This is a genomic window from Lysobacter sp. FW306-1B-D06B, assembly GCF_038446665.1.
Taxonomy (GTDB): domain Bacteria; phylum Pseudomonadota; class Gammaproteobacteria; order Xanthomonadales; family Xanthomonadaceae; genus Lysobacter_J.
Genome location: NZ_CP151802.1, coordinates 1124447 through 1149494 on the forward strand (window position 1 = coordinate 1124447; position 25048 = coordinate 1149494).

Below are 25048 nucleotides of genomic sequence, written 5' to 3' on the forward strand. Positions count from 1 at the left end.
TCCCTTGGTTCCAGGTTCGAATCCTGGTGGGCCCACCAGTAGTTGCATGACGTTGGCGAGCGGCGGCGGAACGGGGAGTGTCCGTCAGCCGGCTGTGTTGTTCGCGCGCCACGAGTTCTTTCAGGCCGGGTCGATCAAGCCGCTCGGCCTCCCTCAGGGATGGGGTCAAGACATGCTGTCGACCGACGAACTCAACAACGGGTACTGGGGCTCGAGGCGAATCGCCGGGGTGCTTCCAGAGACATCGATCACCCACCCTGACCAGTTCACCGGTGGCGACGCCCTGATCCTTGCGTGCACGCAGACTCACCTTCCCGCTTCGGAGCAACGCAAGCTGGTCAAGGCATGGTGTGCATTGCTGCCGCAGCTGCAGCTGAAAACCCTGATCTTCTCGACCAAGGTCAATCAGGAGCTCTTCGACGCCGCCACCCAGATCAAAGGGCTCCACGCGCTGAGCATCAAGTGGAGCTCGATCAAGTCGATCGCTTCAATCACCGACACCGACTCCCTTGCCGCCCTGGACATAGGCAGCAGCCCGTCGATGACCGGCCTCGGGCATCTCGCGAAGCTTCCCCGACTAAGAAGCTTGCGCGTCGAGAACGTGAAGGAAGCGCACGATCTCGCCTTCGTGGAGAGCCTCACGGATCTCGAGGAGTTCGGCGCGTCCGGCAGCATGTGGACCGATCTGAAGATCGACAGCCTTTGGCCGCTGAAGGACATGCACAACCTCGAACTGCTGTGGCTGGTAGGGGCCAAGGTGTTGAAGGACGGCCTCCTCCCGCTGCATGGACTTCCAAGGCTCACCACTCTCCATTGCGCATACAACTTTCGCGCATCCGAGTTCGCCGCTCTACGCGCCGCGACTCCGTCGCTCAGGTTCGGCAGTCCCTTCGAACACGAGTTGATCGAAAAGTACTGTCGCGACTAGCGGCCTCGGTGCAGATCTCGGACAGGCAAAGGAATGACGAAGCATGAGGCAGGAATACGATGGCTATCCGGTGCGGGCAGGCTTCTGTGGGCCGGGCTGGGAGCTGGAGGACTGTGCGGCAATCGCCAGGCGTCATCGCCAAACGTTTGAAGTTCCGTCGGCCGCCGCCCTGTCAGGCCTGAAGGTCGGCGATCTGGCGAGGCTGCACTTCGTGATCACTGCACCGGACGTGGTCGCGGACCGCAGGAATCCTCGCGCGGAGCGGATGTGGGTCGAGGTATGCAAGATCCACGACGATTCGTCGATATGGGGGCACCTGACGAATGAGCCCGCGCTGATCGAATCCCTCGCCCCTGGCGACGTCGTGGAGTTCGCTCACCGGCACGTCGCGCAGGTGCTGCCGGTGCCGCCCGTGGATTGAGCGGACTCGCGGATCAGATTGCCAGCAAGCCAGGCGTCCAGAGGGAACTCGATGCGATCGTATGTAAAAGCCAAGGATGTGCACCGCCACATGAGGAGGCTTCTTGCGCCCTGGTTCGTTGAACAAGGTTGGCAGAAGCGTCCCGGCTACAGTTGCGCATTCGTCCGTGCCGACTCGGTGTTCTGGGTGCAGCCCAGCCAATGGGGCGACAGCTGGTCGGGCAGCTCCATGACATTGAATCTGTCTGGATGGAACGGCCGCGACCTTGCCGCGGGGCGAAGGATCCTTAAAGGCCTCGATGGCGATAGTCGTGATGCTGGACTTGCCCTGGAGGAACGCATCGTGTCGCGCATTCCCGAGCCGCCTCACGATCATTACATCCACCAGTTCATGAGCCTTCCTGGCGCCGAGGGAGCGACCTTCCGTCAGTCCTTCGAGCGAGCGTTCGCACCCAACCCGGGTCAGTGGAAGCCCGGTTGCGATACGTGGCTGCGCTACTTCGCCGAGGATGATTTGGAGGAGTGGGCACTCTTCATGGTGCCTCGGCTGGATCGGTTGATCTCGGAGGCTGGCTGACCGGTTCCGAGCCTCGTTGCGCGATGCCTCATGCCTTTCGTCCTATCTCCTGAGACACGCAGCTTGTGCCGGGTTGTGCAGCTTCGCCACGCTCGAGAGATCAGCTAGAACCATCCGATCACAAGCACCATGAGGATGGCGAGCCCCGCCGCGAAACAGGACATCCGTTGCCAGGTCCTCGCAATGCGATTCGTGGCAAGTGAATAGCCGCAGGCCAGGACGAGGCCCAGCAGAGCCAGCAGGGCAGCTGCGAGTGTCCATGACGCGACCTGCCAAACAAGCAGATTGCCGGAAAACGCAACGAGGCCAGCCGTCGCGATCACCGTAACGCCTATTGCGCCAAGGATGAGCGAGTTGGGAAGCAGGAATGTCCGATCTGCTGTCATGGATATCCACGCCGTGAAGAGTGAGCCGCGCCAAGCACCGCAGGCCATGGAATCTGCTGGCCTGCGGCCTGCATGAATTACTTCAGCACCTGCTGTGCGTCGACGATGTCCACACCCTGCAGCTGCCCGAGCCAGCCGTCGAACCAGGGCTTGTGCGCGACGCCCACGATGGACAGCACGCGCGCACCAGGACGTTCGCGGAACGTCTCGCGGATGTTGGCCACCATGCGCAGGTTGCGAGTCTCCCATCCGCCGACCCACATCTGCGGGTAGTGCTGCGGCGAGGTGGCTCGCATCGGTCCGACGATGTTGTGCTCGGCGTTCACGCGCATGCTCTGCGGCGTGTTGATGTAACGGTACAGCGCGATCATGTCGCCGCGTTCCGTCAGCGCCTGCTGCTGGGCTTCCCGTGTGCTCATGCCCGCTGGGCTCGAGCCCCAGGCGTCCTGGAGGGCTTTGCCGAACGCCGCGCCGTCGTCGATCTGGACGTTGTCGCCGGTGTGGTTATCCACGGGGTACACGCGCTGCAGACCCAGGCGCGCCGCCAGGCGCGCGCCGATCTGGTAGCCCTCATCGTTGCTGGAGGCGATCTTCCCAAGCCTCGACACCAGCGCATCGTCCAGGCCATCGCCCGCACGACGCTCCGCAGCGGGCAGTTGCAGCCATTGCACGTAGGCCGAAGACGAATCACCGGCTGCCAGGAACAGCGCCGCCATGCGCCTGCGCTGCGCCGGCGTCGGCGACGCGGGCCAGTCCTTGAGCATCTTGTCGATCTCCGCGCTCGCGGCACTCACGCCCAGGCCGGTGGCTTGCTTGGCGTCATCCGTGCCTGGGCAGAAGCGGGGGCCGTACACCGCGAAGAAGCGTTCGCACTCCTCCCCGGGCAGGCGCTCGATCGTGATGATCTGCGGCTTGAACGCGGCCAGGCGCTCGATCACCGGCTCCAGCGTCTCTTCGCGGACGCCCTTGGGCAGTTCATTCAAGTGCACGCTTCCCAGCACCAACACCTGCGAGCGCGGGCCCGCCATGTCGCGGTCAAGCGAGGTCAGATCAACTTGCGCCTGCGCCGTGAACGGCAGCGACAAGGCGCAGATCCCGAGCCACTTCATTCCTTTCCTGATCATGCACGATTCCTTTTCTGGCGCCGGCGTGGCGCGAGTGCATTCTTCCAACGCGCTACGCGCCGCGCGCGTGACTTTCGACATGAATGCAAGCGGCGAAGCAAAGCGGCCAGCCGCGGCAAAGCGCCGGGGCGCGTCCACGATTGGCTCTGGTCCTAGCCCCTGAGACAGCGCGCTGCTCTAGTCGCAGTTTCGACGAGTCGCAGCGGAGCGTCCCGACAGGGAACGGCCCCGTGTACTCACCGCACAGCTCGACCCCTCCGCGCACCGCATACGATCCGCCATGGACGCATCCCACATCGATCCGAAGCTCGTCTTCGCCTGGCAAGCCGCGCATTCCATTGCTCGGGGCTCCCCGCCGCCGGTGTTGGATCGCGGTGGATTCCGCGTGGACACCCAGTCCGAAAAGGAAGTGAAGCGCTGGGTGTTCCCCCGGCCATGCGATGGCTTGCGCGCCATCGCGCATGAGATCACGGCTCCCCGGCATTACTTGAAGCTGTGCGGCCCCGACGACGAGCTGCGAAGCGCACTGCCTGCCCGCTGGGAGATTCAGCCAGCGAACCATTTCATGACGACGCAAGCGAGCACCCTCGACGCAAAGCCTCTGCCGGATGGATACACGATGGAGCTGCATCGCGCCGGTCCCGTCACCCGCGCTTGCGTCATCGCACCGGACGGCGATCTGGCCGCAAGCGGATGCGCGGCCGAAACGGCCGATGTCTTCATCTACGATCGAATCGAAACCGCGCAGCAGCACCGACGCAGAGGACTGGGTGTCGCGGTCATGTCGGCGCTCGGCGCTGCGAGACGATCCTCGGTGAGTCCACAGCTTCTGGTCGCAACGGAAGACGGCCGCAGCCTCTATGCGAACCTGGGCTGGACGGTGATCGCGCCATTGGCTGCTGCGGCGATTCCGGAAGGAGCCATAAGCGGCTAGATCCTGCGGCCCTGCGGCCTTCCTCCGGCTACGCTGGCTGACCGCGCGTCCACCCGGTGCCACACTGCGCCCATGCGCAACCGCCCACCCACCATCGACGGACTCACCGCCAGCACGCTGCAGCTCCCGCCGGGCGCGTGGTCGACCGTGCTGGATTGCCTGTGCGAGCGCTTCCCGGCCGTGGCGCGCTCGCAATGGCTGGAGCGAATGTCGCGTGGGCGGGTCGTGGACAACGCCGGGAGTCGGGTGACGGCGGAAACGCCGTATCGCGTTGGGTTTGAAGTCCATTACTACCGCGAAGTCCCGGACGAGCCCACGATCCCGTTCGATGAAGTCATCCTGCATGCGGACGACGACTTGCTGGTGGCGGACAAGCCGCACTTCCTGCCCGTCACCCCAGTCGGTGCGCATGTCCATGAAACCCTGCTGGGCCGCCTTATTCGCCGCACCGGGAACCACGCGCTGGCCCCATTGCACCGCATCGATCGCGACACCGCCGGGTTGGTGTTGTTCTCGACCAGCCCGGACACGCGTGCACGTTACCAGGCGCTGTTCCCCGAGCGACGGATCGAGAAGAGCTACGAGGCAATCGCACCGGCGCTGCCGGGCATCGAGTTTCCCTGTGTGCGTTCAAGCCGGCTGGTCGCCGGCGAGCCGTTCTTCCGCATGCAGGAAGTGGAGGGGTTGCCGAACAGCGAGACCCGGCTCGATGTCGTCGCGCGCGGCGACGGGCACTGGCGTTATGCACTTACCCCGCTCACCGGCCGCAAACATCAGCTGCGCGTGCATATGGCCGCGATGGGCGCGCCGATCGTCAACGACGCGATCTATCCGTCCGTGCTCCACCGCGCGCCAGGCGATTGCTCCGCGCCATTGCAGCTGCTGGCAAAGCGGCTGTCGTTCATCGATCCACTTAGTGGCGTGGAGCGCACCTTTTCCAGCCACCTTCAGCTGCAAGGCTGATCCACGCGGCGAGGGACGGTACTTGTATTAATAGCGAAATGTGCTCGGAACTCCAGGCAGTTGGTTCAGATCAAGCTCCAGCCGTGTCTCGCCGACCTCTGCTCCGACGGTGAATGCTTCGCTTGCCACGACCTTCAGTTCAGCGACGCCATTGACCGGTGCTACGCGCACGACATCGGGGCTGAAGGTCGGATGCAAGTAAAATGTCACGACCTCCTCGAAAGGCCTGCGATCGTCGCGAGTGACCGTCAGGTGCACGCCGAATCGAAGTGAGGCACCCGCGCCTAGGGCGCGTACTTCGGCACTTAAGACGAAGCCGCCTGCCTTGGGCTGCCCGCCAAACTTGTCCTTATGCGGATCGCTATCCCACAGCGCTCGCTCGGTCAGCGTCCGCGACGTGTCGCGGCCCGTTGTACTCCTATCTGCGGCGATCTGCGTCGCTGCAGTCCGCGAGCCGGCAGCGGTTTCGAGAAACCCCAAGGTATCCATGAGCGCCTTGTCCTTGTTCCGGATCATCGTCGCCAGGTCGCTTTGGGTTTTTTCCAGATGGAGAATGAAGCCGGTGCGGGTCCAGATATAGACGACCAGGAAGCCTGCCAGGGAGCATGCCACCAACAGACGTCGAAGGCGGAATCGCACGATGTTCCAGCTAGTTTCCGACCAGATCCTGTGCAAGACGGCCGTACTCGTTGGCCAGGGTCTTGTTCGTGCTGTACAGGTCCACAAAGTCGCGGGCGCATGACGAAAACTGTCCCGAGGCTGCGACCGATAGGTCGATGGTCGACTGTGTGTCATTTCGCAGGTCGGATGGGAGGTTGCCGAGTTCCAGCGTGCGCAGTGCACGCCAGAGCATCGCAATGATCTGCGCGCGTCGGGTCGTGAGGTCTTCGTGATTGAGCTTGAAGAACTCGATGGTGATCAATGCCCGTTCGAAGTTCTTGCCTCGTGTCTTGGCCGGAACCGCCAGGACACCGTCGAAGCGAATCAGGTCGGAGGGGTCCGCGTCGATATCGCCCATCGGATAGATCAGAAGTGCGTCTTCGCCTTTCAGCTTGGTGGGATCGCTGCCCTGGATGTTCCGTCTGCCACGGACAGGAAAGTAGTCCGACTTCAATGTGGAATTGCACCGGGTGCAGGCTATCGCGTAGTTGAGAGGGTGGTAGGCAAGCAGGTAGTAGCCGTTCTCGCTTTCACCGCCAACCTTGCATGGGGGCACGAAAGGCGTCACGCCTTTCTTGGCCTTCGCGGGCCACTTACTGACTTTCGACTTCGGGCGGAAATGTTCGACCTCGTGGACCTTGCTGGCCAGCTGCTTTCCCGCCAGCTTGGTTTCGCAATAGGCGCACTTCTCGTGCTGGAGATCGATGTAGACGTTCTTGATGTCGCCCCAGAACTCGCTTCCGGCACCGTATTTCCCCGCGGTCTTGTACTGCGCCGTCCGCTTCTTCGCCTTGGCAAGCCAGCCGGGCTTCTCCGCGTCGATGGCGGCATGCAGATCCGCCTGCGTCGTATCGATGCGCCTCATGTCAGAGGTCTCCGCTTGCCAGGAGTCGGAGGTATTCCAACGCGGCTCCCTTGGCTCCTGCCTGCCGGCGGGAGCGAAGCTCGTCGAGCTGGCTGGCGACGTCCGGAGCGCGCGTCGACGCCAAACCGAAATACGGGCTCAGCAGGATCTGGCCGGCGCTCTTGCCGTGGACACGCTCGGGAAGCATGCGCGAAACCGTGCCCGTCGTGGTGACCTCCAGCCGCTGCATGTTCTGGCGCTGCAATGAGCCGACCACCAGCGGGCTGTGTGTCGACACGATGAACTGGACGTTCGGCAATGCGGCCGACAGCCTGGGCAACACCAGGCGCTGCCATTCGGGATGTTGGTGAAGGTCGATCTCGTCGATCAGGACAACCCCTTTGTTGTCGACCAGCTTGCGCCCCCTCGGTGCACCCATGCACAGGTGGAACAGCATGTCGCCGATCCAGCCGACATACGCACGAAAGCCATCCGACAAGGCGCGGAACGGGATATCCACACCGGACACATCGAAAAGGTATTCCGGGCCGCTGGTCGTCTCGGTGGCCGTGGTATGCATCCGGCAGGCATCGGGAAGAAGGTGGTTGAGCAGCTGAATGACCTGCTTGTGCCGTCCCGGGTTGCGTGCCGCGTAGGCCGGCAACCATGCCGAAAGGGGAATCAGGCTGTAGTGCTCTTCGAATAGGCTGGCCACGCGTTGGTACCGGGTCACCCGGGTTTGGCTGCGGGCGTCGAAGTCGACCTGGCGCCCATGCTCCACGCGTCGGGTCGCGCCGTAGCCCACCAGGAAGAACGCACTGCTCTCCCGGGTGCTCTGCGTATCGAGAATGGCGGCTGCCTGTGCGCGTGGACGCAGCCACTGCAGGCGCTCGTTGTCGCCAACGCGGTCGATCTGCGCCTTCAATGAATGGATGCGCCCATTCCTGTTCATCGAGAGGTCCTGCGGGTCCACCCAAACCTTCGACTCGACTTGCGCCCGCTGCGGCATGCCGCGGGAGGCCGGCGCCTTCCTCGTCCTCGACTTGACGTTGGATTCGCGGCGGATGAAGCCGTCGGAAACGAATCCGGAGTTCCCTTCGAGCACAGGCGCCAGGACACTCATGGCGATGGCGCGCAAGACCGTGGATTTTCCCGTGCCGTTGCTGCCCAGCAGCACGTTGACGTTCTTGAACTTGCTGTCCTTGGACGCGTGTTCCGTCGACATGAAGTCCAGTTCCGCCTTCTTGATGGAGCGAAGATCACGAATTTCCAGCGAACGGATGTGCATGACGCCTCCATGCGAAAGGGAATGCGAAGCCAGAAGTGGAGCCGACTCCGGTGAGGGCGCGCCACCCGGACCACGGCGGGCATCGCGCTGACCTCCCTCCCCACTACGCGGAACCGCGAAGGCGAAGGACAAGGCGTGTCCTTCGCCCGACTGGCCGGAGCGGCGGTGGGTGGGCATTAGGAGCGGTAAGACAATAACCGCGCGTGCGTCCCGTCCCTCGGAAGCTGGAGTTCCAGTACGCCCTGCGCCTGTCCCCGCGCTAGACCTTCACCTAGTGAACGCGCCTCGCCCCAACTCCATGCGTCTTCCCCCGCCGCATGCGCCCCGCGCGATGGAGATGCTGGGACGGAAGCGCGCCATAGAGGCTGTGGTACTGCCGGGCGAGGCGGCCGAAGTCCCAGACGCCGAAGGCGCTGCAGATCGATGTCACCGTCTCGCCGGCTACCGCGTAGCAGAGCGCTTCGTGGATCGCGTGGAGCCGTCTGATCATCAGGTAGCGATGAGGGGCCACGCCGCATTGCTCGATGAACACCGTGCGCAGCGTGCGGTCGGATACGCCGGCAACGCTGCACAGATCCTCCACGGTAGGCGCGCAATCCAGGCGCGATTCGATCAGCTCCAGGCAGCGCTCCATGATCCTGTGCCGTTGCATCGGCCTGCGTCCAACCTTCGGGGCATCGCGCGGGTCGCCCCTGTGCAGCATTTCGAAGATCGCGTCCAGCAGCTGCTGTGCGAGTGCGTTGCGTGAGGGTGTTCCGTCCAGAACGTCGGGATCGCGCGCCTCCACGGCACGCAAGCGTTGGGTCAGCGCGAACAGCCGCGCGATGGCCAGTGGCGTGGCCTGCAATACACGCGTCTGTGCGAGCAACGTCGCATCGTCGTGCTCGAATCCGACCCGATGCCGCACGGCGCTGAACGGCACCTGGAAACCTGCCCAGAGCGTCGGCGCATCGGTGCGGAGAATGAACTCCTGCCCGGGACAGATCGAACCGAACCGCGCATTGGCAAGCTTGAGCCCGTTGAGCGCAATCACGGTCGGCTCCGAGATTGGCAGATACAGCGAGTAACGGCCGGCCAGGCTCGTGCCGTGGAAGATGTTGCGGGCGCCGCCGCGGACCCAGACGATGGTGACATCGCCCAGCGTGGTCATGCTCAGGCGCCACGCCCGGACGCTTCGGCCCGTCTGCAGGTAACGACCGCTGATCGCCGGAACCGCGGCCACGAACTCTTCGAACTCGCTGCTGGAAATCCGGAGCATCGCGACCTCGACGGTGCTGAGATATTTCCGATTTGACGTAGCGAAGCGGCCCTGCGCGATCAACTCTAGTCGCACGCTCCAGGACCGTCCAGCGCGATGGGAGGGCCTGGCGAAAGCCTCTGCGGCATCGCCCGAACGCATCGCGGACGTGCGCTCGCGAACCCCGTTGTACGGCGATCACCGGATTGTCACGAACGTGAACGCGCCGCCTCCACCCTGACGGAGCTTCCAGATGAAGGCACTGTTCGCTACTTCCTTGCTGGTGCTCGTCGCAGGTTCGTCCTCGGCGTGGGGACAGCAACCTCCCGAGTCGGGCCATGCCGCGGCGCAGGCCGCCCTCACGCACTTCCATCCCGAGGGCAAGCCTCCGTCACGCTTCACCGTCGAACTGCGCAACGGCGTGCGGAAGGCGTTGCCGTTCGAGGACAAGCGCGATTTCGAAGAGAACAAGAAGGGGCTCATCGCGGTGCCACCGTTCAAGCAGATCATGGCCGACGCCGGCAACGTGGCGTGGGACATGGACAGCTACAGCTGGCTGTTGCAGGACAAGGATTTCGAGAGCATCCATCCGTCGCTGCAACGCCAGGCCATCCTCAACATGGCCTACGGCCTGTACGAAGTGCTGCCGGACCGCATCTACCAGGTGCGCGGCTTCGACCTGGCCAACGTCACCTTCATCAAGGGCAACACCGGCTGGATCGTGTTCGATCCCGCCACGGCCGCCGCAACCGCGCGCGCGACGCTGCGGACCTGGAGAAGCAGGGGCTGGCCCGGTTCAGCGGAAATCGCAAGCCGATCGAGCAGCTGGGTGGCATCCTGGTGCAGTTCACGCCCGACTTCGCCGTTTTCCCGGGCACGCGCAATGCGCAGCCGACACCGGCGACGACGAAGCCGTTCCAGATGGTGATCCAGCCGGGCATGACGAATGCCGATTGATGTGGCCATGCAAAAAGCAATGCGAGGAGGTGATGCATGAAGCTTCTTCTCTCCATCACGGCGAGCGCGACCGCCCTGTGCCTGTGCATGCCCGCACGGGCGCAGGACGTCGAAGCCCGCGACTCGTGGAAGCAGACGGTCTACATCTACGCCATGGGCGCGGCGATCGAAGGCGATGCGCAGATCGGCATCCTGCCGCCGCTGAGCGTGGAGCTCGACAAGTCCGATGTGCTCGACGCATTGCGGATGGGCGGCATGGTGGCCTACCGGATCGATAACGGCCTGTGGTCGTTCAGCACCGACGTCACGTACATGGATCTGGGCTGGCGCGCGTCCGGCCCGCGCGGAAACGTGGGCGGAAGCCTGTACCTGGATCAGCTCACGGTGATGGCGACGGGCGGATACCGCTTCGCGCCTTACGCCGAAGTACTGCTGTCGGCGGCCTACTTCGACCTGGATTCGGAGTTGAACGTGCGCGTGCTGCAACAGACGGCGCAGGCGAGGCGCGGCGCAAGCTGGACGGACGGGTTGATCGGCATGCGCGCCTCGTTCCCGATCGGCGAGAAGTGGAGCTACAACGTGCGCGGCGACATCGGCGGCGGCGGTTCGGACCTGACCTGGCATTTCCTGACCACGTTCCGTCGCGGCGTGAACGACCGCTTCGACTGGTACTTCGGTTACCGCGTCCTGTCCTACGACTACAGCGAGGGACAGGGCCGCACGTTCCAGCACTACGAGCTCATGCAGCACGGACCGCTGATCGGCGTGGCCATCTCCTTCTGAGCGCCCGCGCATTGGAAGCAATGCAGACGACGCATGCCGCGCGGCCCGATCGTGCCGCGTGTCTCTTCACGTGCTCCCTGAAGCCCTCATGCCCGGATCCCGCAAGCGGCTTGGTCAGGACGACGGCGCGGTCACCGCGCGACGCGGGCGTCCGGCGCTGGATCGCCAGGCCTTGTCGTGGGCGATGGCGCAAATCGACGCCACCGACGGGCGCTCGTTACGCGTGAGCGAGATCTGCGCGGACGCGGGCGTCAGCCAGCGCACGATGCGCTCGGCGTTCCAGTCGACGCTGGGCATGTCGCCGAGTCGGTACATCCGCATGCGACGGCTGCACCTGGTCCGCGCCGCGTTGTTCTCCGCGATGTCCGGGCACACCACCATCGCCACGATCGGACAGCGGTTCGGGTTTCGCGATCCGGGCCGCATGGCGGCCGAATACCATGCGCTCTTCGGCGAGTACCCGCACGAGACGCTCAGGCGTGGCGAGCACGTGGCGCGTTGCGGGTAGGCGCGCGGCCTAACCGCCGTCACTTCGTTCGACGATGTCCGCCTCGCGCAGCTCGCGCTTGGCGTCGCGCAGCGAGCGGCCATCGAGCGGGCGGATCGAATCGATGCGGCAGGTGCCGCTGCCTACCGCCACCAGCCCGGTGGCCGTTCGCGGCATCACCGCATCGACGCGCGCGGTGACCTGGCCGCCACGGTTGGTGATGGCGATGCCCGAGGCGGACGACATCGCGGGGCAGCGATTCACGAGTTCCAGCAGGTGCCCGCGGCTGGCACTGGACCAGACCGCCAGTGCCTGATCGCCCAGCGGCGTCCAGTTCTGGGTGCCCGTCATCCGCTCCAGGCGGAACGACGGCACCGGCGCACCGGCGTGCTCGCGATAGAGCGCCAATCGCTCCTGCGTGTCCAGCGTGGGCGAGGTGGCGCATCCGGCCGCCAGGGCCGCTGCGATTGCGAGAAGCAAGGGAGCGGTGTAGCGCATGTCGTTTGCCGTCGGTCGGTGATGGAGCCCGTCGCATCGCGTCGCACGCAGGCCCGTTGCGGTGCGACGCGGAGGTTCGACCAGTGGACCTGTCGAACGAGCGCGTGGAATACGACGGCTGCGGTGAAGCGAAAGTGAAACGTGCCCGCTGCCGCAGTGCGGCGGCCTACCGCAACGCGCATCCACATGCGGTGAGCATGCAGTGAAGTCGGCGTGACACATATCGCGTTTAAACCGCGATGAACGGCAGAACCCTTCTCGCCATCTTCACGAACACGTTACGCAACTTGAAGCATGGTTCGCCGACGTGCACAGGACCGTGAGCGACATGGCGACGTCCGAACCCAGAATGTCACGCATGCAGCTGACCGCGATGGTGGTCGGCGGAATGGTGGGGGCGGGCATCTTCTCGCTGCCTCGCACTTTCGCGAACGCGACCGGACCCTTCGGCGCGATCATCGCCTGGCTCATCGCCGGCACCGGCATGTACATGCTGGCGCGCGTGTTCCAGTTCCTCGCCGAACGCAAGCCCCACCTCGACGCGGGCGTGTTCGCCTACGCGAAGGAAGGCTTCGGCGATTACCCGGGCTTCCTCTCCGCGTTCGGCTACTGGATCGGCAGCTGCATCGGCAACGTGTCGTACTGGGTGCTGATCAAGTCGACGCTGGGCGCGTTCTTCCCCGTCTTCGGCGACGGCAACACGGTGGTGGCGATCGTCGTCGCCTCGGTCGGCATCTGGCTGTTCCACTTCATGATCCTGCGCGGCGTGCAGCAGGCCGCCTTCATCAACCAGATCGTCACGGTGGCCAAGATCATCCCGATTCTGGTCTTCATCGCGATCCTGGCGTTCGCGTTCAAGATGGACCTGTTCCAGCTGAACTTCTACGGCGGCGGGCTGGAAGGCGGCGTCTTCGACCAGGTGCGCGCGACGATGCTGGTGACGGTCTTCGTCTTCCTCGGCATCGAAGGCGCGAGCGTGTACTCGCGCTACGCCAAGAAGCGCGAGGACGTGGGCGCGGCGACCATCACCGGCTTCATCTCGGTGACCACCCTGATGGTGCTGGTGACGCTGCTTCCCTACGCGGTGCTGCCGCGCGTCGATGTCGCCGGCATGCGCCAGCCGTCGATGGCGACGGTCCTGGAGGCGGTGGTCGGCCCGTGGGGCGCGATCTTCGTCAGCATCGGCCTTCTGATCTCGGTGCTGGGCGCGTACCTGGCGTGGTCGCTGATCTGCGCGGAGGTCATGTTCACGGCCGCCAGGACCCGCGACATGCCCCGCGTGTTCGCGAAGGAAAACGCCAACAAGGTGCCCGTGGCCGCATTGTGGGCGACCAGCATCGTGATCCAGGTCATCGTGATCACCACCTACTGGTCGCGCGACGCGTTCAGCCTGATGTTGAACCTCACCAGTGCGATGGCGTTGATTCCGTTCCTGCTGGTGGCCGGCTACGGCCTGATGCTGACGCGCCGGGGCGAGACCTACGAGACCGACCCCGGCGACCGCAAGCGCGATCTCATCATCGCCGCCGTCGCCACGGTCTACACCATCTTCCTGCTCTACGCGGGCGGCATGAAGTTCATCGTGCTCTCGGCGGTGCTCTATGCACCGGGCACGGCGCTGTACGTGTGGGCGCGGCGCGAGCAGGGACTTCCGGTCTTCTCGCGCACCTCCGACTGGATCATCTTCGTTCTGGCCGCGATCGGCGCCATCGTGGGCGTGTGGTGGCTGGTCACCGGTTACATCACCATCTAGCAAGCAGGAGCAGGTTCATGGCGACGGCATCGGATGGAAAGTTCGGCGTCTATTCCGAAGTAGGGACGCTGCGCAAGGTCATGGTGTGTTCGCCCGGGCGCGCCCACCAGCGGCTCACGCCGACCAATTGCGATCGGCTGCTGTTCGACGACGTGCTGTGGGTGGAGAACGCAAAGCGCGACCACTTCGACTTCGTCAACAAGATGCGCGACCGCGGCATCGACGTGGTGGAGATGCACAACCTGCTCGCCGAGACGGTGGAGATACCGGAAGCGAAGAAGTGGATCCTCGACAACCAGGTCGTGCCGGACCAGGTCGGGCTGGGCTTCATCGACGAACTGCGCAGCTATCTCGAGGGCCTGTCTCCGCGCGATCTGGCCGAAACGCTCATCGGCGGCCTGTCGACCGAGGAGTTCCCCGAGAAGATCGGCGGCGAGGCGCTCAAGGTCGTGCAGGAGGCGGCGGGCGAAGCCGAGTACCTGCTGCAGCCGCTGCCCAACACGCTCTACACGCGCGACACCACGTGCTGGATCTACGGCGGCGTGACGCTGAATCCGTTGTACTGGCCGGCGCGCCACGAGGAAACCATCCTCACCACGTCCATCTACAAGTTCCATCCGGACTTCGCCGGCAAGGTCAACGTGTGGTGGGGCGATCCGACCAAGGACCACGGCCTGGCGACGCTGGAAGGCGGCGACGTGATGCCGATCGGCAAGGGCAACGTGCTCATCGGCATGAGCGAGCGCACCTCGCGTCAGGCGATCAGCCAGTTGGCCGCGTCCTTGTTCGAAAAGAAGGCGGCCGAACGCGTGATCGTGGCGGTCATTCCGAAGATGCGCACGGCCATGCATCTGGACACGGTGTTCACCTTCGCCGATCGCGACCTGTGCCTGCTGGCACCGGAGTTCATCAACCAGGTCCGCACCTTCTCGTATCGCCCGAGCAGCCATCCCAGCGGCGTGGAACTGCACCGCGAGGAGAAGCCGTTCGTCGACGTCGTCGGCGAGGCGCTGGGCCTGAAGAAGCTGCGCGTGGTCGAAACCGGCGGCACGGCCTATCAGCAGGAGCGCACGCAGTGGGACAGCGGCGCGAACCTGGTGTGCGCCTCGCCCGGCGTGGTCTATGCGTACGATCGCAACACCTATACGAACACGCAGCTGCGCAAGCAGGGGGTCGAGGTCATCACCATCGTCGGCGCCGAACTCGGCCGCGGACGCGGCGGTGGCCACTGCATGACGTGTCCGATCATCCGCGACGCGGTGGATTTCTAGGTCCGGGCAATCGCGGTTCGCGACGACCGGCCGGATCGAAGGCGCGCCCGGGAAGCAGATCCGGACCCGGGCCGGCGCTTGCGTTGCAGTCGCGCGGACACCGGCTCCGTGCGTTATCCCGGCCGTCCGGTGCGCCCGGACCAGGGGGGATGAAATCCGGTCCGGTACATCGATAGGGAGTCGAGCCAGTGCCTTCCATCCGCGTCCTCCGGTGTTGCTTCCACTGGCGCATGGTCGCCGCGGGTTGCGTGCTCGTCCTTCTTGCCGCCTGCGGGCGCGGCAGCGACGAGCAAACGCAGGAAGTGCGGCCCGTCCGCGTGATGGTCACCGACAAGCGCATGAGCGGCGACACGGTATCGCTGGTCGGCAGCGTGCAGGCCGAAAGCGAGGCCAACCTGTCGTTCCGCATTTCCGGCCGCGTGACCGAACGGCGGGTCGGCGTGGGCGATCGCGTGCAGCGCGGGCAGGTGATCGCGCGACTGGACACGCAGGACGAAGAGATCGGCGTGCAGGCTGCACGTGCGCAGCTCAGCGCGGCGCAGGCGCAGGCGGTGGAGGCCGACAACAATTTCGTCCGGATGCGCGGACTGGTGGCGCAGGACGCGGTGTCGCGGGCGCTGTTCGACCAGGCGCAAGCCAGTCGCCGCGCCACGCAATCGCAGGTCGAATCGGCGCAGGCGCAGCTCAACCTCGCCAGCAACCGCTTGAGCTACACGCGCATCGCATCGGATGTTGCGGGCGTGGTGACCGCCGTCGGCGCCGAACCCGGTGAGGTGGTAGGCGCAGGCCAGATGATCGCGCAGGTCGCGCGCGAAGGCGGGCGCGATGCCGTCTTCGACGTGCCCGCGGCGGTGAAGGACAGCGCGCCCGACAACCCGCGCATCACCGTCATGCTCACCGCAGATCCACGCATCACCGCGCAGGGCCGCATCCGTGAAGTCGCGCCGCGCGCCGATCCGGTGACCAACACGTTCCGCATCAACGTCGGCCTGATCGATCCGCCCGCCGCGATGCGCCTGGGCAGCACCGTGACCGGACGCATGAAGCTGGATTCCGTGCTCGGCATCGAAGTGCCGGCCGCGGCGGTGATCCGCTCCGGACGCAAGGCCGCGGTGTGGGTCGTCGACCCGAAGGCGCACACGGTGTCGACGCGCGAGATCGGCATCCAGTCGTCCAGCCCCTCGGCGATGATGGTGGCCTCGGGCCTGAACCAGGGCGACATCGTGGTGACCGCCGGCGTGCAGGCGCTGCGCCCCGGCCAGAAGGTTCGCCTCATCGAGGCGAAGCCGTGATAGGGCCGAACCTCTCCGAGTGGGCCCTGGGCAAACGCTCGCTGGTCGTGTTCCTGATGATCATCTCGCTGGCGGCAGGCTTGATGTCGTTCCTGCAGCTCGGCCGCGACGAGGATCCCGCGTTCACGGTCCGCACGATGGTCGTCGGCGCCGCGTGGCCCGGCGCGACCGTGGAAGAAATGCTGCCGCAGGTCACCGAACGTCTGGAGCGCAAGCTGCAGGAAACCCGCCACATCAACTCGGTGCGCAGCTACACCACGGCGGGGCAGACCACGATCTTCGTCGAACTCGAGCAATCCACGCCGCCGTCGGAGGTGCCGGATGTCTGGTACCAGGTGCGCAAGAACATCGGCGACATCCGGCAGACCTTGCCGGCCGGCGTCGTCGGTCCGTTCTTCAACGACGACTTCGGCGACACCTTCGGCACGATCTACGCCTTCACCGCCGACGGCTTCAGCTTTCGCGAGCTGCGCGACCAGGTCGAAGCGGTGCGTTCGCGTCTTTTGAACGTGCCGGACGTGTCCAAGATCGAAGTGCTCGGTGCGCAGGACGAACAGATCTTCATCGAGTTCTCCACCGAGCGCCTGGCCGGCATGCGCCTGGATTACCGGACGATCATCGGCGCGTTGCAGGCGCAGAACGTGGTGCGCCCCGCCGGCGTCATCCAGACCCGGCAGGAGCGCGTGTTCCTGCGCGTCAGCGGTGCGTTCGACAACGAGGCCGACATCGAGTCGTTCAACTTCCCGGCCGGCAACCGCATCGTGCGCCTGGGCGACATCGCCCGCGTGCATCGGGGCACTGTCGATCCTCCGCAACCGATGTTCCGCGTGAACGGAAAGCCCGCCATCGGCCTGGCCGTGGCGATGCGCGAAGGCGGCGACATCCTGGCGCTGGGCGAGAACCTGCGCCGCGAGATGGCCGACATCCGCGCCGACCTGCCGGTGGGCATCGAGCCCACGCTCGTGGCCGACCAGGCGGTGACAGTGGAGGTTTCGATCAACGACTTCATGGCCTCGCTGTGGCAGGCCATCATCATCATCCTGGTGTGCAGCTTCGTCAGCCTGGGCGTGCGACCGGGCACGGTGGTCGCGTTGTCGATCCCGCTCACGCTGGCCATCGTCTTCACGGTCATGAACGCGCTGGGCATCGACCTGCACCGCATCTCGCTCGGTGCGTTGATCATCGCCCTGACCCTGCTCGTCGACGATGCGATGACGACGGTCGATGCGATGATGAACCGGCTCGGCGCGGGCGACAGCAAGGACGAGGCGGCCACGTACGCCTACCGCACGCTCGCCGCGCCCATGCTGATCGGCACGCTGGTGACGATCTCCAGCTTCGTCCCCATCGGCTTCGCGCGCAGTTCGGCGGGCGAGTACACCTTTTCGATCTTCGCGGTGGTGGCGATCTCGCTGATCGTGTCGTGGCTGGGCGCGGTGATCTTCGCGCCGCTGCTCGGCAAGGCGATCCTGAAAGTGCCCAAGCGCGATGCGCAGGCCAAGCCGAGCCGGATCATGGCGACGTACGGAAAGCTGCTGCGCGGGGCGATCGCCGCACGCTGGCTCACCATCGGCGTCACCGTCGCGGCCTTCGTGCTGGCGATCTTCCTGGTGCGCTTCGTGCCGCAGCAGTTCTTTCCCGCATCGGACCGCCCCGAGCTCACCGTCGACATGACGCTGCGCCAGAACGCGTCCATCTTCGCCACGCAGGAGCAGGCCGAGCGCCTGGAAGCGTTCCTCAACGGCAACCCGGACGTCGATCACTACAGCACCTACGTCGGGCGCGGCGCGATCCGCTTCATCCTCACGCTCAACGTGCAACTGGCCAATCCGTTCTTCGCCCAGTTCGTGATCGTCGCCAAGGACCTGGAGGCGCGCGAACGCCTTCATCAGAAGCTGGAGGATCTGCTGGCGACGGACTTTCCCGACGTGGTTGCGCGCGTGTCACCGCTGGAACTGGGGCCGCCGGTGGGTTGGCCGTTGCAGTACCGCGTGAGCGGGCCCGACATGGATCGGCTGCGGCAGATATCGCTCGACCTGGCGGGCGTGGTGGGTTCGGACCCGCGCGTGCGCCACGTCAACTACGACTGGATGGAGCCCGCGCGGCAGGTGCGCGTCCACATCGACCAGGACGAGGCACGCCAGCTCGGCGTGAGTTCGGCGGCGCTGGCGGGCGTGCTCAACGCGTCCATCGCCGGAACGCCGGTCACGCAGGTGCGCGACGACATCTACCTGATCAACGTGGTCACGCGCGCCACCGACGAGGAGCGCGCGTCGTTCGACACGCTCTCCACGCTGCAGGTGCCCACCGCCACGGGGCGGACGGTGCCGTTGCGGCAGTTCGCGACGTTCACCGAGGAACAGGAATTCCCGCTGGTGTGGCGGCGCGACCGCGTACCGACGCTGACGGTGCGCGCGGACGTGACGCGCGACGTGTTGCCCGACGACGTCGTGGACGCATTGCGGCCGAAGATCGAAGCGTTCAACGAAACGCTGCCAAAGCGCTACCGCGTCGACACCGGCGGGCTCTACGAGGAAAGCAACGAGTCCAGCCGCTCGGTGTATGCGGTGGTGCCGGTGATGATCCTGCTGATGCTGGTGATCATGATGATCCTGCTGGTGAGCTTCCGGCGCCTGGCGATGGTGGTGTGCGTGCTGCCGCTGGGCCTGATCGGCGTGGTGGCTTCGCTGCTGGTGTTCAACCGGCCGCTGGGGTTCGTGGCGATCCTGGGCATCCTGGCGCTGATCGGCATGATCGCCAAGAACGCGGTGATCCTCATCGTCCAGATCGAGACCGACCGCGCGTCCGGGATGGGCGTGCTCGATGCGGTGCTCAGTGCGGCGACTTCGCGCATGCGGCCGTTGATGCTCACGGCGATCTCCACCGTGCTCGGCCTCATCCCCATCGCACCCACGGTGTTCTGGGGGCCGATGGCGTTCGCCATCATGGGCGGGCTGCTGGTCGCCACCGCGCTCACGCTCATCTTCCTGCCGGTGCTGTACGTGACGGTCTTCGGCAACGAGCCGCCGCCGACGCGGGCGGCGGAGCAGGGGTGAGCGCGATGGGCGCGCCGTCACCGGCCGGTGGCAAGTTCGCGCGCGGGCGGTACGCGTGGACGGCGTTGATGCGCGGCGCGGGATTCCTCGCGTTGTGGATCGTGCTGATGCCGAGCGCGAAGCCGGCGGACGTGGCGTTCGGCCTGGTGGCCAGCGTTCTTGCGACGTGGACGAGCCTGCAGCTGCTCAGGCCGGAAGCCGGGCACCTGAAGTTCGGCGCGTTGCTGGCGCTCGGGCCGCATTTCCTGTGGCAATCGGTGCTGGCCGGCATCGACGTCGCGCGTCGCGCCTTCGATCCGCGCCTGCCGCTGGCACCGGGGATCGTGGAATGTCCCGTCGCATTCCCGCGCGGTGTCACGCGCAACACGTTCGCGGCGATCACCAGCCTGCTGCCCGGTTCGGTGCCCTGCGGCGAGACGCAGGACACGCTGGTGTACCACTGCCTGGACCGCGACCTACCCAATACCGAACAGCTCAAGCGCGAAGAGCAGCTGTTCGCGCGCGCCCTGATTCCCGCACGGGAGGATGACCATGATTGAGTTCGCACCACGCGTCTTCGCGGACGCGGGAGGGCAGGCGTGATGGACGACTTCCTGCTGGGCGCGGCGGCATTCGTCCTGTTCGTGGTGGCCATCGGCCTGGTGCGCATCCTGCGCGGGCCGGGCGACGCGGAGCGCATGATGGCCGCGCAACTGCTGGGCAGCGGCGGCATCGCGGCGTTGCTGCTCGGCGCGACGGCCGGTGCATCGGCGGTGACGGATGTCGCGCTGATCCTCGCGTTGCTGGCGGCGTTCGCATCGATCGCCTTCGTCAAGGCGGCGCGAGGTGCGAGGCGATCATGAGCCTGCTGCTCGACCTGTGGACCTATGTCGCCGTCTGCGCCGGTGGTGTGTTCTTCCTCGCCGGAACGGTGGGATTGCTGCGCTTCCCGGATTCGCTGACGCGCCTGCATGCGTTGACCAAGGCCGACAACCTCGGCCTGGGCCTGGTGGTGCTGGGCCTGCTGCCGCAGGCGGGGAGCGTGCTGGTCGGCATCAAGCTGATCCTGATCTGGGGCCTGGTGCTGTGGGCTTCGGCGGCGGTATCGCAACTCATCGCGCGCACGGTGCGCGAGGCCGACAAGCCATGAGCGGCGCGCCGACCCTCGCGTTGATCGCGCTGCTCATCGCTCTCGCGCTGTGGGTGGTGCTGGCGCGCGGGATGTTCGCGGCGGTGGCGGGTTTCATCGCGTACGGGTTGCTGCTCACACTGGCGTGGGTGGGCTTGTCGGCGGTCGATGTCGCGATGACCGAAGCGGCCATCGGCGGCGGATTGACCGGCGCGCTGCTGATCGGCGCGGCCTCGCGACTGCGCGGTGCCGGATACGGCGAGGTGGGCGCGCGGCGTGGGCCGTTGACGCGCGTGCTGGCGGTCGCGGTGTCGGTCGGCGTGACCGCCGTGCTGGTGGTGTGCCTGAACTGGTTGCCGGAACCGCAGCCCACCTTGGTGCCGGATGTCGCGGCGAACCTCGATGCGACCGGCGTCGGCAATCCGATCACGGGCGTGCTGCTGGCGTTCCGCGCGATGGACACGCTGCTGGAGGCGATCGTGCTGCTCTTCGCGCTGATCGGCGTGTGGTCGCTCACGCCCGATGCGGCATGGGGGCAGCGGCCGGACGTCGCACACGACGTCGATCCGGACGGCGTGCTCGCCTACGTCGCGCGCGTGCTTCCGCCCATCGGGGTAGTGATAGCGATCTACATCCTGTGGGTGGGCGCCGATGCACCGGGCGGGAAGTTCCAGGGCGCGACGGTGCTGGCGGCGATGTGGCTGCTGGCGATGATGGCTGGCCTTGCGCGTGCGCCATTGATCGGCCGCGCATCGCTGCGTGCGTGGCTGGTGGCCGGGCCGCTGGTGTTCGTCGCGATCGGTGTCTACGGCGTGTGGCGCGCCGGGGCGTTCCTCGCGTATCCGGACGGGTTCGCGAAACCGCTGATCGTCGTCATCGAGATCGCGCTGATGCCATCGCTGGCCATCACGCTGGCGCTGCTGCTGGCCGGTGCGCCGCGCGACACGGGAGGGCGCCATGAATGAAACGTGGTTCGGCTACTGCGCCGCCGCGCTGATCGGGATCGGCCTGTACGGGTTGATCGTCAATCCGCAGCCGCTGCGCAAGATACTTGCGTTCAACATCATCGGCACGGGCGTGTTCCTGGTGTGCGCGGTGATCGCGCGCCGTGGTGCGGCGATGGGGATGGGTGGTGATCCGGTGCCGCAGGCGCTGCTCATCACCGCGATCGTGGTTGCGTTCTCGGCCTCGGCGCTGGCCGTGGCGCTGCTGCTGCGCTTGTTCGAAATGACCGGCACGACGTCGCTGGACGACGAGGCGCCGACCCGGAAGGATCATGATGGTCGCGGCGCGTGACATGCGCCACGCAGGCGCAGGGGGGCGGTCGTGACCACGCCCGATGGCCACCTGCTCGTGTCGGCGGTGCTCGTGCCGTTCGTGGCCGTGATGCTGGGGCTGGTCGCGGGCGGTCGTCATGCGCAGCGGGTCGCGATCGCGACGATCGGTGTGGGCCTGGTGGTGGTGCTGGCGATCGCGGAGGCGGTGATCGAATCGCGCGCGGCGCTGGTCTACCTGCTCGGAGGCTGGGCGCCGCCGCTGGGCGTGGCGCTGCGTGCGGACGGGCTGTCGGTGGTGATGCTGGTGGCGGTCGCCGTGGTGATCGCCGGGATCGCGGTGTATGCGCGCGCCGATTTCGGCACGCCGGTGGGCGTGCGCGAAAAACGCGCGTCGCTCACGTTTTGGTCGTTGCTGATGGCGGTGTGGGGCGCGTTGAACCTGGTGTTCGTCAGTGGCGATGTCTTCACGCTTTATGTCGCGCTGGAGTTGCTGACCTTCGCCGGTGTGCCGCTGGTGTGCCTGGACGGTCGCGGCGAAACCCTGCGCGCCGCGCTGCGCTACGTGCTCTACGCGTTGCTGGGTTCGATGCTGTACCTGCTCGGTGCGTTCCTGCTCTATGGCGCGTACGGGACGCTGGACATCGCGATGCTGGGCGAGCGCGTCGCCGCGGGCCCGCTGACGTGGACAGCGGCCGCGCTGATGACGGCGGGGCTGCTGGCCAAGACGGCGCTGTTCCCGTTGCACCTGTGGCTGCCGCCTGCGCACGCGGGCGCGCCGGCGGCGGCCAGTGCGGTGCTGTCGGCGCTGGTCATCAAGGGCTCGTGGTTCCTCGCGGTGCGGCTGTGGCTGGACGTGTTCCCCGGCGTGATCACGTGGCCCGCGGCGCAGTGGCTGGCCGCGTTGGGCGTGGCGGCGATCCTCGTCGGCAACATCGTCGCCCTGCGGCAGGTGCGCCTGAAATTGCTGATCGCCTATTCGACGGTCGCGCAGATCGGCTACCTGTTCCTGATGTTCCCGCTGGCGCTGGGCGCCCGCGCGGCGCAGGCCGATGAATCCGCCGCCGTCACCGGCGGCATGCTGCAGGCGATCTCGCACGCGACGGCGAAGGCGGCGATGTTCATGGCGGCCGGCCTCATCTACACCACGCTCGGGCACGATCGCGTCGCCGACCTGCGCGGCGCCGGGCGCGAGCTTCCCATCACGATCCTCGCCTTCGCGCTCGCGGGCGCGTCGCTGATCGGGTTGCCGCCCAGCGGCGGATTCCTCGCGAAGTGGCTGCTGCTCTCTGCCGCCGTGTCGACCGCGCAGTGGTGGTGGGCGCTGGCGATGCTGATCGGCGGCCTGCTCACCAGCGTGTACGTGTTCATCGTCGTGGTGCGTGCGATGGCGGCGCCCGACGCCGGCTGGGCGCCGAAGGCGGTCGTGCCGCGCTATCAGCAGGGCGCGGTGCTGGGGCTGGCCTTGTGTTCGTTCCTGCTCGGCGCGGCGGCGCTGCTGCCGCTGGACGTGCCGCAACTGGGTCGCGCGCAGGCGGCATGGAGTGCGCCATGAACGCATGGATCGCCGCCGCCATCGCAACCCCGCTGCTGCTGTTGCTGGCGTGCCTTTGGGCGCGCGCGCGTGCGGACCTGATGCGGTGGTTGCCGATCGCGCCGGTGCCGGCCTTGCTGGCGGCGTTGTTCGCGCCGCAGGACATGCCACTGCGCGTCGGCCATGCCGGCTTCGCGCTCGTCTTCGCGATGGATCGCCCGGGTGCGGTGCTCCTGGGCGTCGCGTCGCTGCTGTGGATCGCTGGCGCCCTTCACGCGCAGCGCGAGGAACGGGCGAGCAACGGTGCTTTCGTCACCGCCTGGCTGATGACGCTCACCGGTTGTGTCGGCGTGTTCCTCGCGGCCGACGTGGTGGGCTTCTACTTCCTGCTGGCGGTGCTGAGTGTGGGCGCGGCGGGGTTGGTGATGCAGGGCGTGCGCCCCGCGTCGATGCGCGCGGCGGCCGTCTATCTGGGCGTGGCGCTGTTGGCCGAGGCGCTCCTGCTCGCCGCGCTGGTGCTGCTCGTGCAGGCATCGCCGGAAGGCAGCCTGATGATCGCCGACGCGCCGGCCACCTTGTCCGCGTCGACCACGCGCGGGCTCACGCTCACGCTGCTCATCATCGGCCTGGGCATGAAGGCCGCGCTGGTGCCGATGCATTTCTGGATGCCGCTGGCGTACGGCGCCGCGCCCCTCTCCGCCGCGGCGGTGATGAGCGGTGCGGTGGTGAAGGCGAGTGTCCTGGCGCTCGTGCGCCTGCTTCCCTTCGATATCGCGTTGCCGGACTTCGGCATGCCGCTGGCGGCCGTGGGAATGCTCGGTGCGTTCTACGGCGTCGCCATCGGCCTCACGCAGTCGGACACGAAGGTGGTGCTGGCGTACTCGAGCGTGAGCCAGATGGGCTTCGTGATGGCGCTCATCGGCATGGGGCTGGCCAGTGGCGACGCCGCCACGCCGATCATCGCGGTCTTCTACGCGGCACATCACCTGCTGGTGAAGGGCACGCTGTTCCTGGCGATCGACGCGGTGCCGGCACGCCGGCGCGTTGCGTGGCCGTGGCTCGCGGTCGCGGCGATCGTGGCGCTGAGCCTGGCCGGACTTCCCCTGACGGGCGGCGCGCTGGCCAAGGATGCGGCCAAGGGCGTGGTCGGCAATGGCGTCATGGCCATGCTGGCGGTGGCTTCGTCGGTGGCGACGTCGATGCTGATGGTGCACTTCCTGCGCCGCCTCGCGAACGCGACGCAGGCGAGCGTGCGAGGCACCGCAACGTGGCTGTTCATGGCCGTCGCGTGCGTGGTCGTTCCGTGGTGGCTCTATCTGGCGATCCCGATCGGCACGTCCCCGGCCGCGCTGGCACCGGCTGCGCTGTGGGCGTCGCTGTGGCCGGTGCTGGTCGGCGGCGCGTTGGCATGGGCATGGGCGCGCGTGGCGCATGCAGGGCCGTCCTTGCCGGCGGGCGACATCGGCATCGCACTCGTTGGCATCGAACGGGCCGGCCGTGCGATCGCGGTGGCGCTGGAACGATGCGACACCGTGGCGCGGCGGTGGCAGGTGGCGAGCGTCGCGCTGTTGCTGATCGCCGCCGCCTTCTACTGGACATTGCGCGTGTGATGAAGACGAAGCCTTGCATCGCAAGACTGCATCATCGTGCTGCGGCCGCGCGCGTTCCGTGCAC

General features: G+C 66.4%; 27 protein-coding genes. 20 read left to right on the forward strand and 7 right to left on the reverse strand.

The annotated features are described in order from the left end of the window. Positions 1 to 46: 46 nt before the first annotated feature. Genes AAFF32_RS05085 through AAFF32_RS05095 form a run of 3 tightly spaced genes read left to right on the forward strand, consistent with a single transcriptional unit; the run spans position 47 to position 1925 of the window. The gene (locus AAFF32_RS05085; RefSeq protein ID WP_342316688.1) at positions 47 to 928 is read left to right on the forward strand and encodes a hypothetical protein; all 882 of its coding nucleotides are present in this window, start codon (positions 47 to 49) and stop codon (positions 926 to 928) included. Positions 929 to 971: 43 nt separating this feature from the next. Further along, on the forward strand, positions 972 to 1349 hold the full coding sequence (locus AAFF32_RS05090) for a DUF2314 domain-containing protein (protein ID WP_342316689.1): 378 nt from the start codon (positions 972 to 974) through the stop codon (positions 1347 to 1349). 51 nt (positions 1350 to 1400) lie between these two features. Continuing rightward, positions 1401 to 1925: a hypothetical protein gene (locus tag AAFF32_RS05095; protein WP_342316690.1), complete on the forward strand. Its 525-nt coding sequence runs from the start codon at positions 1401 to 1403 to the stop codon at positions 1923 to 1925. A gap of 104 nt (positions 1926 to 2029) precedes the next feature. Here AAFF32_RS05095 and AAFF32_RS05100 read toward each other — a convergent pair whose 3' ends face one another. Continuing rightward, the gene (locus AAFF32_RS05100; RefSeq protein WP_342316691.1) at positions 2030 to 2359 is read right to left on the reverse strand and encodes a hypothetical protein; all 330 of its coding nucleotides are present in this window, start codon (positions 2357 to 2359) and stop codon (positions 2030 to 2032) included. 29 nt (positions 2360 to 2388) lie between these two features. Next, positions 2389 to 3435 carry a DUF5694 domain-containing protein gene (locus tag AAFF32_RS05105; RefSeq protein ID WP_342316692.1) on the reverse strand — a complete coding sequence of 349 codons (1047 nt, stop codon included), beginning with the start codon at positions 3433 to 3435 and terminating at the stop codon, positions 2389 to 2391. Between the two features lie 280 nt (positions 3436 to 3715). Here AAFF32_RS05105 and AAFF32_RS05110 point away from each other — a divergent pair, with 280 nt between their 5' ends. Both AAFF32_RS05110 and AAFF32_RS05115 read left to right on the forward strand, forming a co-directional pair. Further along, positions 3716 to 4369, forward strand: coding sequence for a hypothetical protein (locus AAFF32_RS05110; protein WP_342316693.1), 654 nt, complete (start codon positions 3716 to 3718; stop codon positions 4367 to 4369). Between the two features lie 72 nt (positions 4370 to 4441). Beyond that, positions 4442 to 5332: a pseudouridine synthase gene (locus tag AAFF32_RS05115; protein ID WP_342316694.1), complete on the forward strand. Its 891-nt coding sequence runs from the start codon at positions 4442 to 4444 to the stop codon at positions 5330 to 5332. Positions 5333 to 5359: 27 nt separating this feature from the next. Here AAFF32_RS05115 and AAFF32_RS05120 read toward each other — a convergent pair whose 3' ends face one another. The 4 genes from AAFF32_RS05120 to AAFF32_RS05135 all read right to left on the reverse strand — a co-directional run bounded on the left by AAFF32_RS05120 (position 5360) and on the right by AAFF32_RS05135 (position 9445). Further along, complete coding sequence (locus AAFF32_RS05120; RefSeq protein ID WP_342316695.1) at positions 5360 to 5971, reverse strand: pYEATS domain-containing protein; 612 nt, start codon at positions 5969 to 5971, stop codon at positions 5360 to 5362. Between the two features lie 10 nt (positions 5972 to 5981). Further along, positions 5982 to 6857, reverse strand: a complete 876-nt coding sequence (locus AAFF32_RS05125; protein WP_342316696.1) for a hypothetical protein — start codon at positions 6855 to 6857, stop codon at positions 5982 to 5984. Between the two features lies 1 nt (position 6858). Beyond that, a complete protein-coding gene (locus AAFF32_RS05130) occupies positions 6859 to 8124 on the reverse strand; it encodes an AAA family ATPase (protein ID WP_342316697.1) in 1266 nt (421 codons plus the stop codon). A 271-nt stretch (positions 8125 to 8395) separates the two neighbouring features. Beyond that, entirely contained in the window at positions 8396 to 9445 is a 1050-nt protein-coding gene (locus tag AAFF32_RS05135) for a helix-turn-helix domain-containing protein (RefSeq protein ID WP_342316698.1), read from the reverse strand. A gap of 169 nt (positions 9446 to 9614) precedes the next feature. Here AAFF32_RS05135 and AAFF32_RS05140 point away from each other — a divergent pair, with 169 nt between their 5' ends. From AAFF32_RS05140 to AAFF32_RS05150, 3 genes are all read left to right on the forward strand, one after another. After that, positions 9615 to 10289: a hypothetical protein gene (locus AAFF32_RS05140; RefSeq protein WP_342316699.1), complete on the forward strand. Its 675-nt coding sequence runs from the start codon at positions 9615 to 9617 to the stop codon at positions 10287 to 10289. A gap of 65 nt (positions 10290 to 10354) precedes the next feature. Beyond that, complete coding sequence (locus AAFF32_RS05145) at positions 10355 to 11101, forward strand: hypothetical protein (protein WP_342316701.1); 747 nt, start codon at positions 10355 to 10357, stop codon at positions 11099 to 11101. Positions 11102 to 11189: 88 nt separating this feature from the next. Next, positions 11190 to 11609: a helix-turn-helix transcriptional regulator gene (locus AAFF32_RS05150; protein ID WP_342316702.1), complete on the forward strand. Its 420-nt coding sequence runs from the start codon at positions 11190 to 11192 to the stop codon at positions 11607 to 11609. A gap of 9 nt (positions 11610 to 11618) precedes the next feature. Here AAFF32_RS05150 and AAFF32_RS05155 read toward each other — a convergent pair whose 3' ends face one another. Then, the gene (locus AAFF32_RS05155) at positions 11619 to 12068 is read right to left on the reverse strand and encodes a DUF6491 family protein (RefSeq protein ID WP_342316703.1); all 450 of its coding nucleotides are present in this window, start codon (positions 12066 to 12068) and stop codon (positions 11619 to 11621) included. Between the two features lie 101 nt (positions 12069 to 12169). Here AAFF32_RS05155 and AAFF32_RS05160 point away from each other — a divergent pair, with 101 nt between their 5' ends. The 12 genes from AAFF32_RS05160 (at position 12170) to AAFF32_RS05215 (ending at position 24984) form a co-directional block, all read left to right on the forward strand. After that, positions 12170 to 12292: a hypothetical protein gene (locus AAFF32_RS05160; RefSeq protein ID WP_256448103.1), complete on the forward strand. Its 123-nt coding sequence runs from the start codon at positions 12170 to 12172 to the stop codon at positions 12290 to 12292. Positions 12293 to 12435: 143 nt separating this feature from the next. Next, the gene (locus AAFF32_RS05165; RefSeq protein ID WP_256448102.1) at positions 12436 to 13839 is read left to right on the forward strand and encodes a basic amino acid/polyamine antiporter; all 1404 of its coding nucleotides are present in this window, start codon (positions 12436 to 12438) and stop codon (positions 13837 to 13839) included. A 17-nt stretch (positions 13840 to 13856) separates the two neighbouring features. Next, positions 13857 to 15110 (forward strand): arginine deiminase, encoded by a 1254-nt coding sequence (gene arcA, locus AAFF32_RS05170; RefSeq protein ID WP_216961615.1) that lies wholly within the window; start codon positions 13857 to 13859, stop codon positions 15108 to 15110. A gap of 230 nt (positions 15111 to 15340) precedes the next feature. After that, positions 15341 to 16402: an efflux RND transporter periplasmic adaptor subunit gene (locus AAFF32_RS05175; protein ID WP_342316704.1), complete on the forward strand. Its 1062-nt coding sequence runs from the start codon at positions 15341 to 15343 to the stop codon at positions 16400 to 16402. After that, positions 16399 to 19458, forward strand: a complete 3060-nt coding sequence (locus tag AAFF32_RS05180) for an efflux RND transporter permease subunit (RefSeq protein ID WP_342316705.1) — start codon at positions 16399 to 16401, stop codon at positions 19456 to 19458. Before AAFF32_RS05175 ends, AAFF32_RS05180 begins: the two co-directional genes overlap by 4 nt. 5 nt (positions 19459 to 19463) lie before the next feature. Then, positions 19464 to 19997 (forward strand): Na+/H+ antiporter subunit E, encoded by a 534-nt coding sequence (locus AAFF32_RS05185; protein ID WP_254200478.1) that lies wholly within the window; start codon positions 19464 to 19466, stop codon positions 19995 to 19997. Positions 19998 to 20039: 42 nt separating this feature from the next. Further along, positions 20040 to 20300 carry a monovalent cation/H+ antiporter complex subunit F gene (locus AAFF32_RS05190; protein WP_216961607.1) on the forward strand — a complete coding sequence of 87 codons (261 nt, stop codon included), beginning with the start codon at positions 20040 to 20042 and terminating at the stop codon, positions 20298 to 20300. Further along, on the forward strand, positions 20297 to 20587 hold the full coding sequence (locus tag AAFF32_RS05195; RefSeq protein WP_216961604.1) for a monovalent cation/H(+) antiporter subunit G: 291 nt from the start codon (positions 20297 to 20299) through the stop codon (positions 20585 to 20587). Before AAFF32_RS05190 ends, AAFF32_RS05195 begins: the two co-directional genes overlap by 4 nt. Next, a complete protein-coding gene (locus tag AAFF32_RS05200) occupies positions 20584 to 21531 on the forward strand; it encodes a hydrogenase subunit MbhD domain-containing protein (protein ID WP_342316706.1) in 948 nt (315 codons plus the stop codon). The genes AAFF32_RS05195 and AAFF32_RS05200 overlap by 4 nt, the downstream gene beginning before the upstream one ends. Further along, the gene (locus tag AAFF32_RS05205; protein WP_216961598.1) at positions 21524 to 21862 is read left to right on the forward strand and encodes an NADH-quinone oxidoreductase subunit K; all 339 of its coding nucleotides are present in this window, start codon (positions 21524 to 21526) and stop codon (positions 21860 to 21862) included. The genes AAFF32_RS05200 and AAFF32_RS05205 overlap by 8 nt, the downstream gene beginning before the upstream one ends. Positions 21863 to 21892: 30 nt before the next feature. Then, on the forward strand, positions 21893 to 23395 hold the full coding sequence (locus AAFF32_RS05210) for a proton-conducting transporter membrane subunit (RefSeq protein WP_342316708.1): 1503 nt from the start codon (positions 21893 to 21895) through the stop codon (positions 23393 to 23395). Further along, positions 23392 to 24984, forward strand: a complete 1593-nt coding sequence (locus AAFF32_RS05215) for a proton-conducting transporter membrane subunit (RefSeq protein WP_342316709.1) — start codon at positions 23392 to 23394, stop codon at positions 24982 to 24984. The genes AAFF32_RS05210 and AAFF32_RS05215 overlap by 4 nt, the downstream gene beginning before the upstream one ends. Positions 24985 to 25048 lie beyond the last annotated feature (64 nt).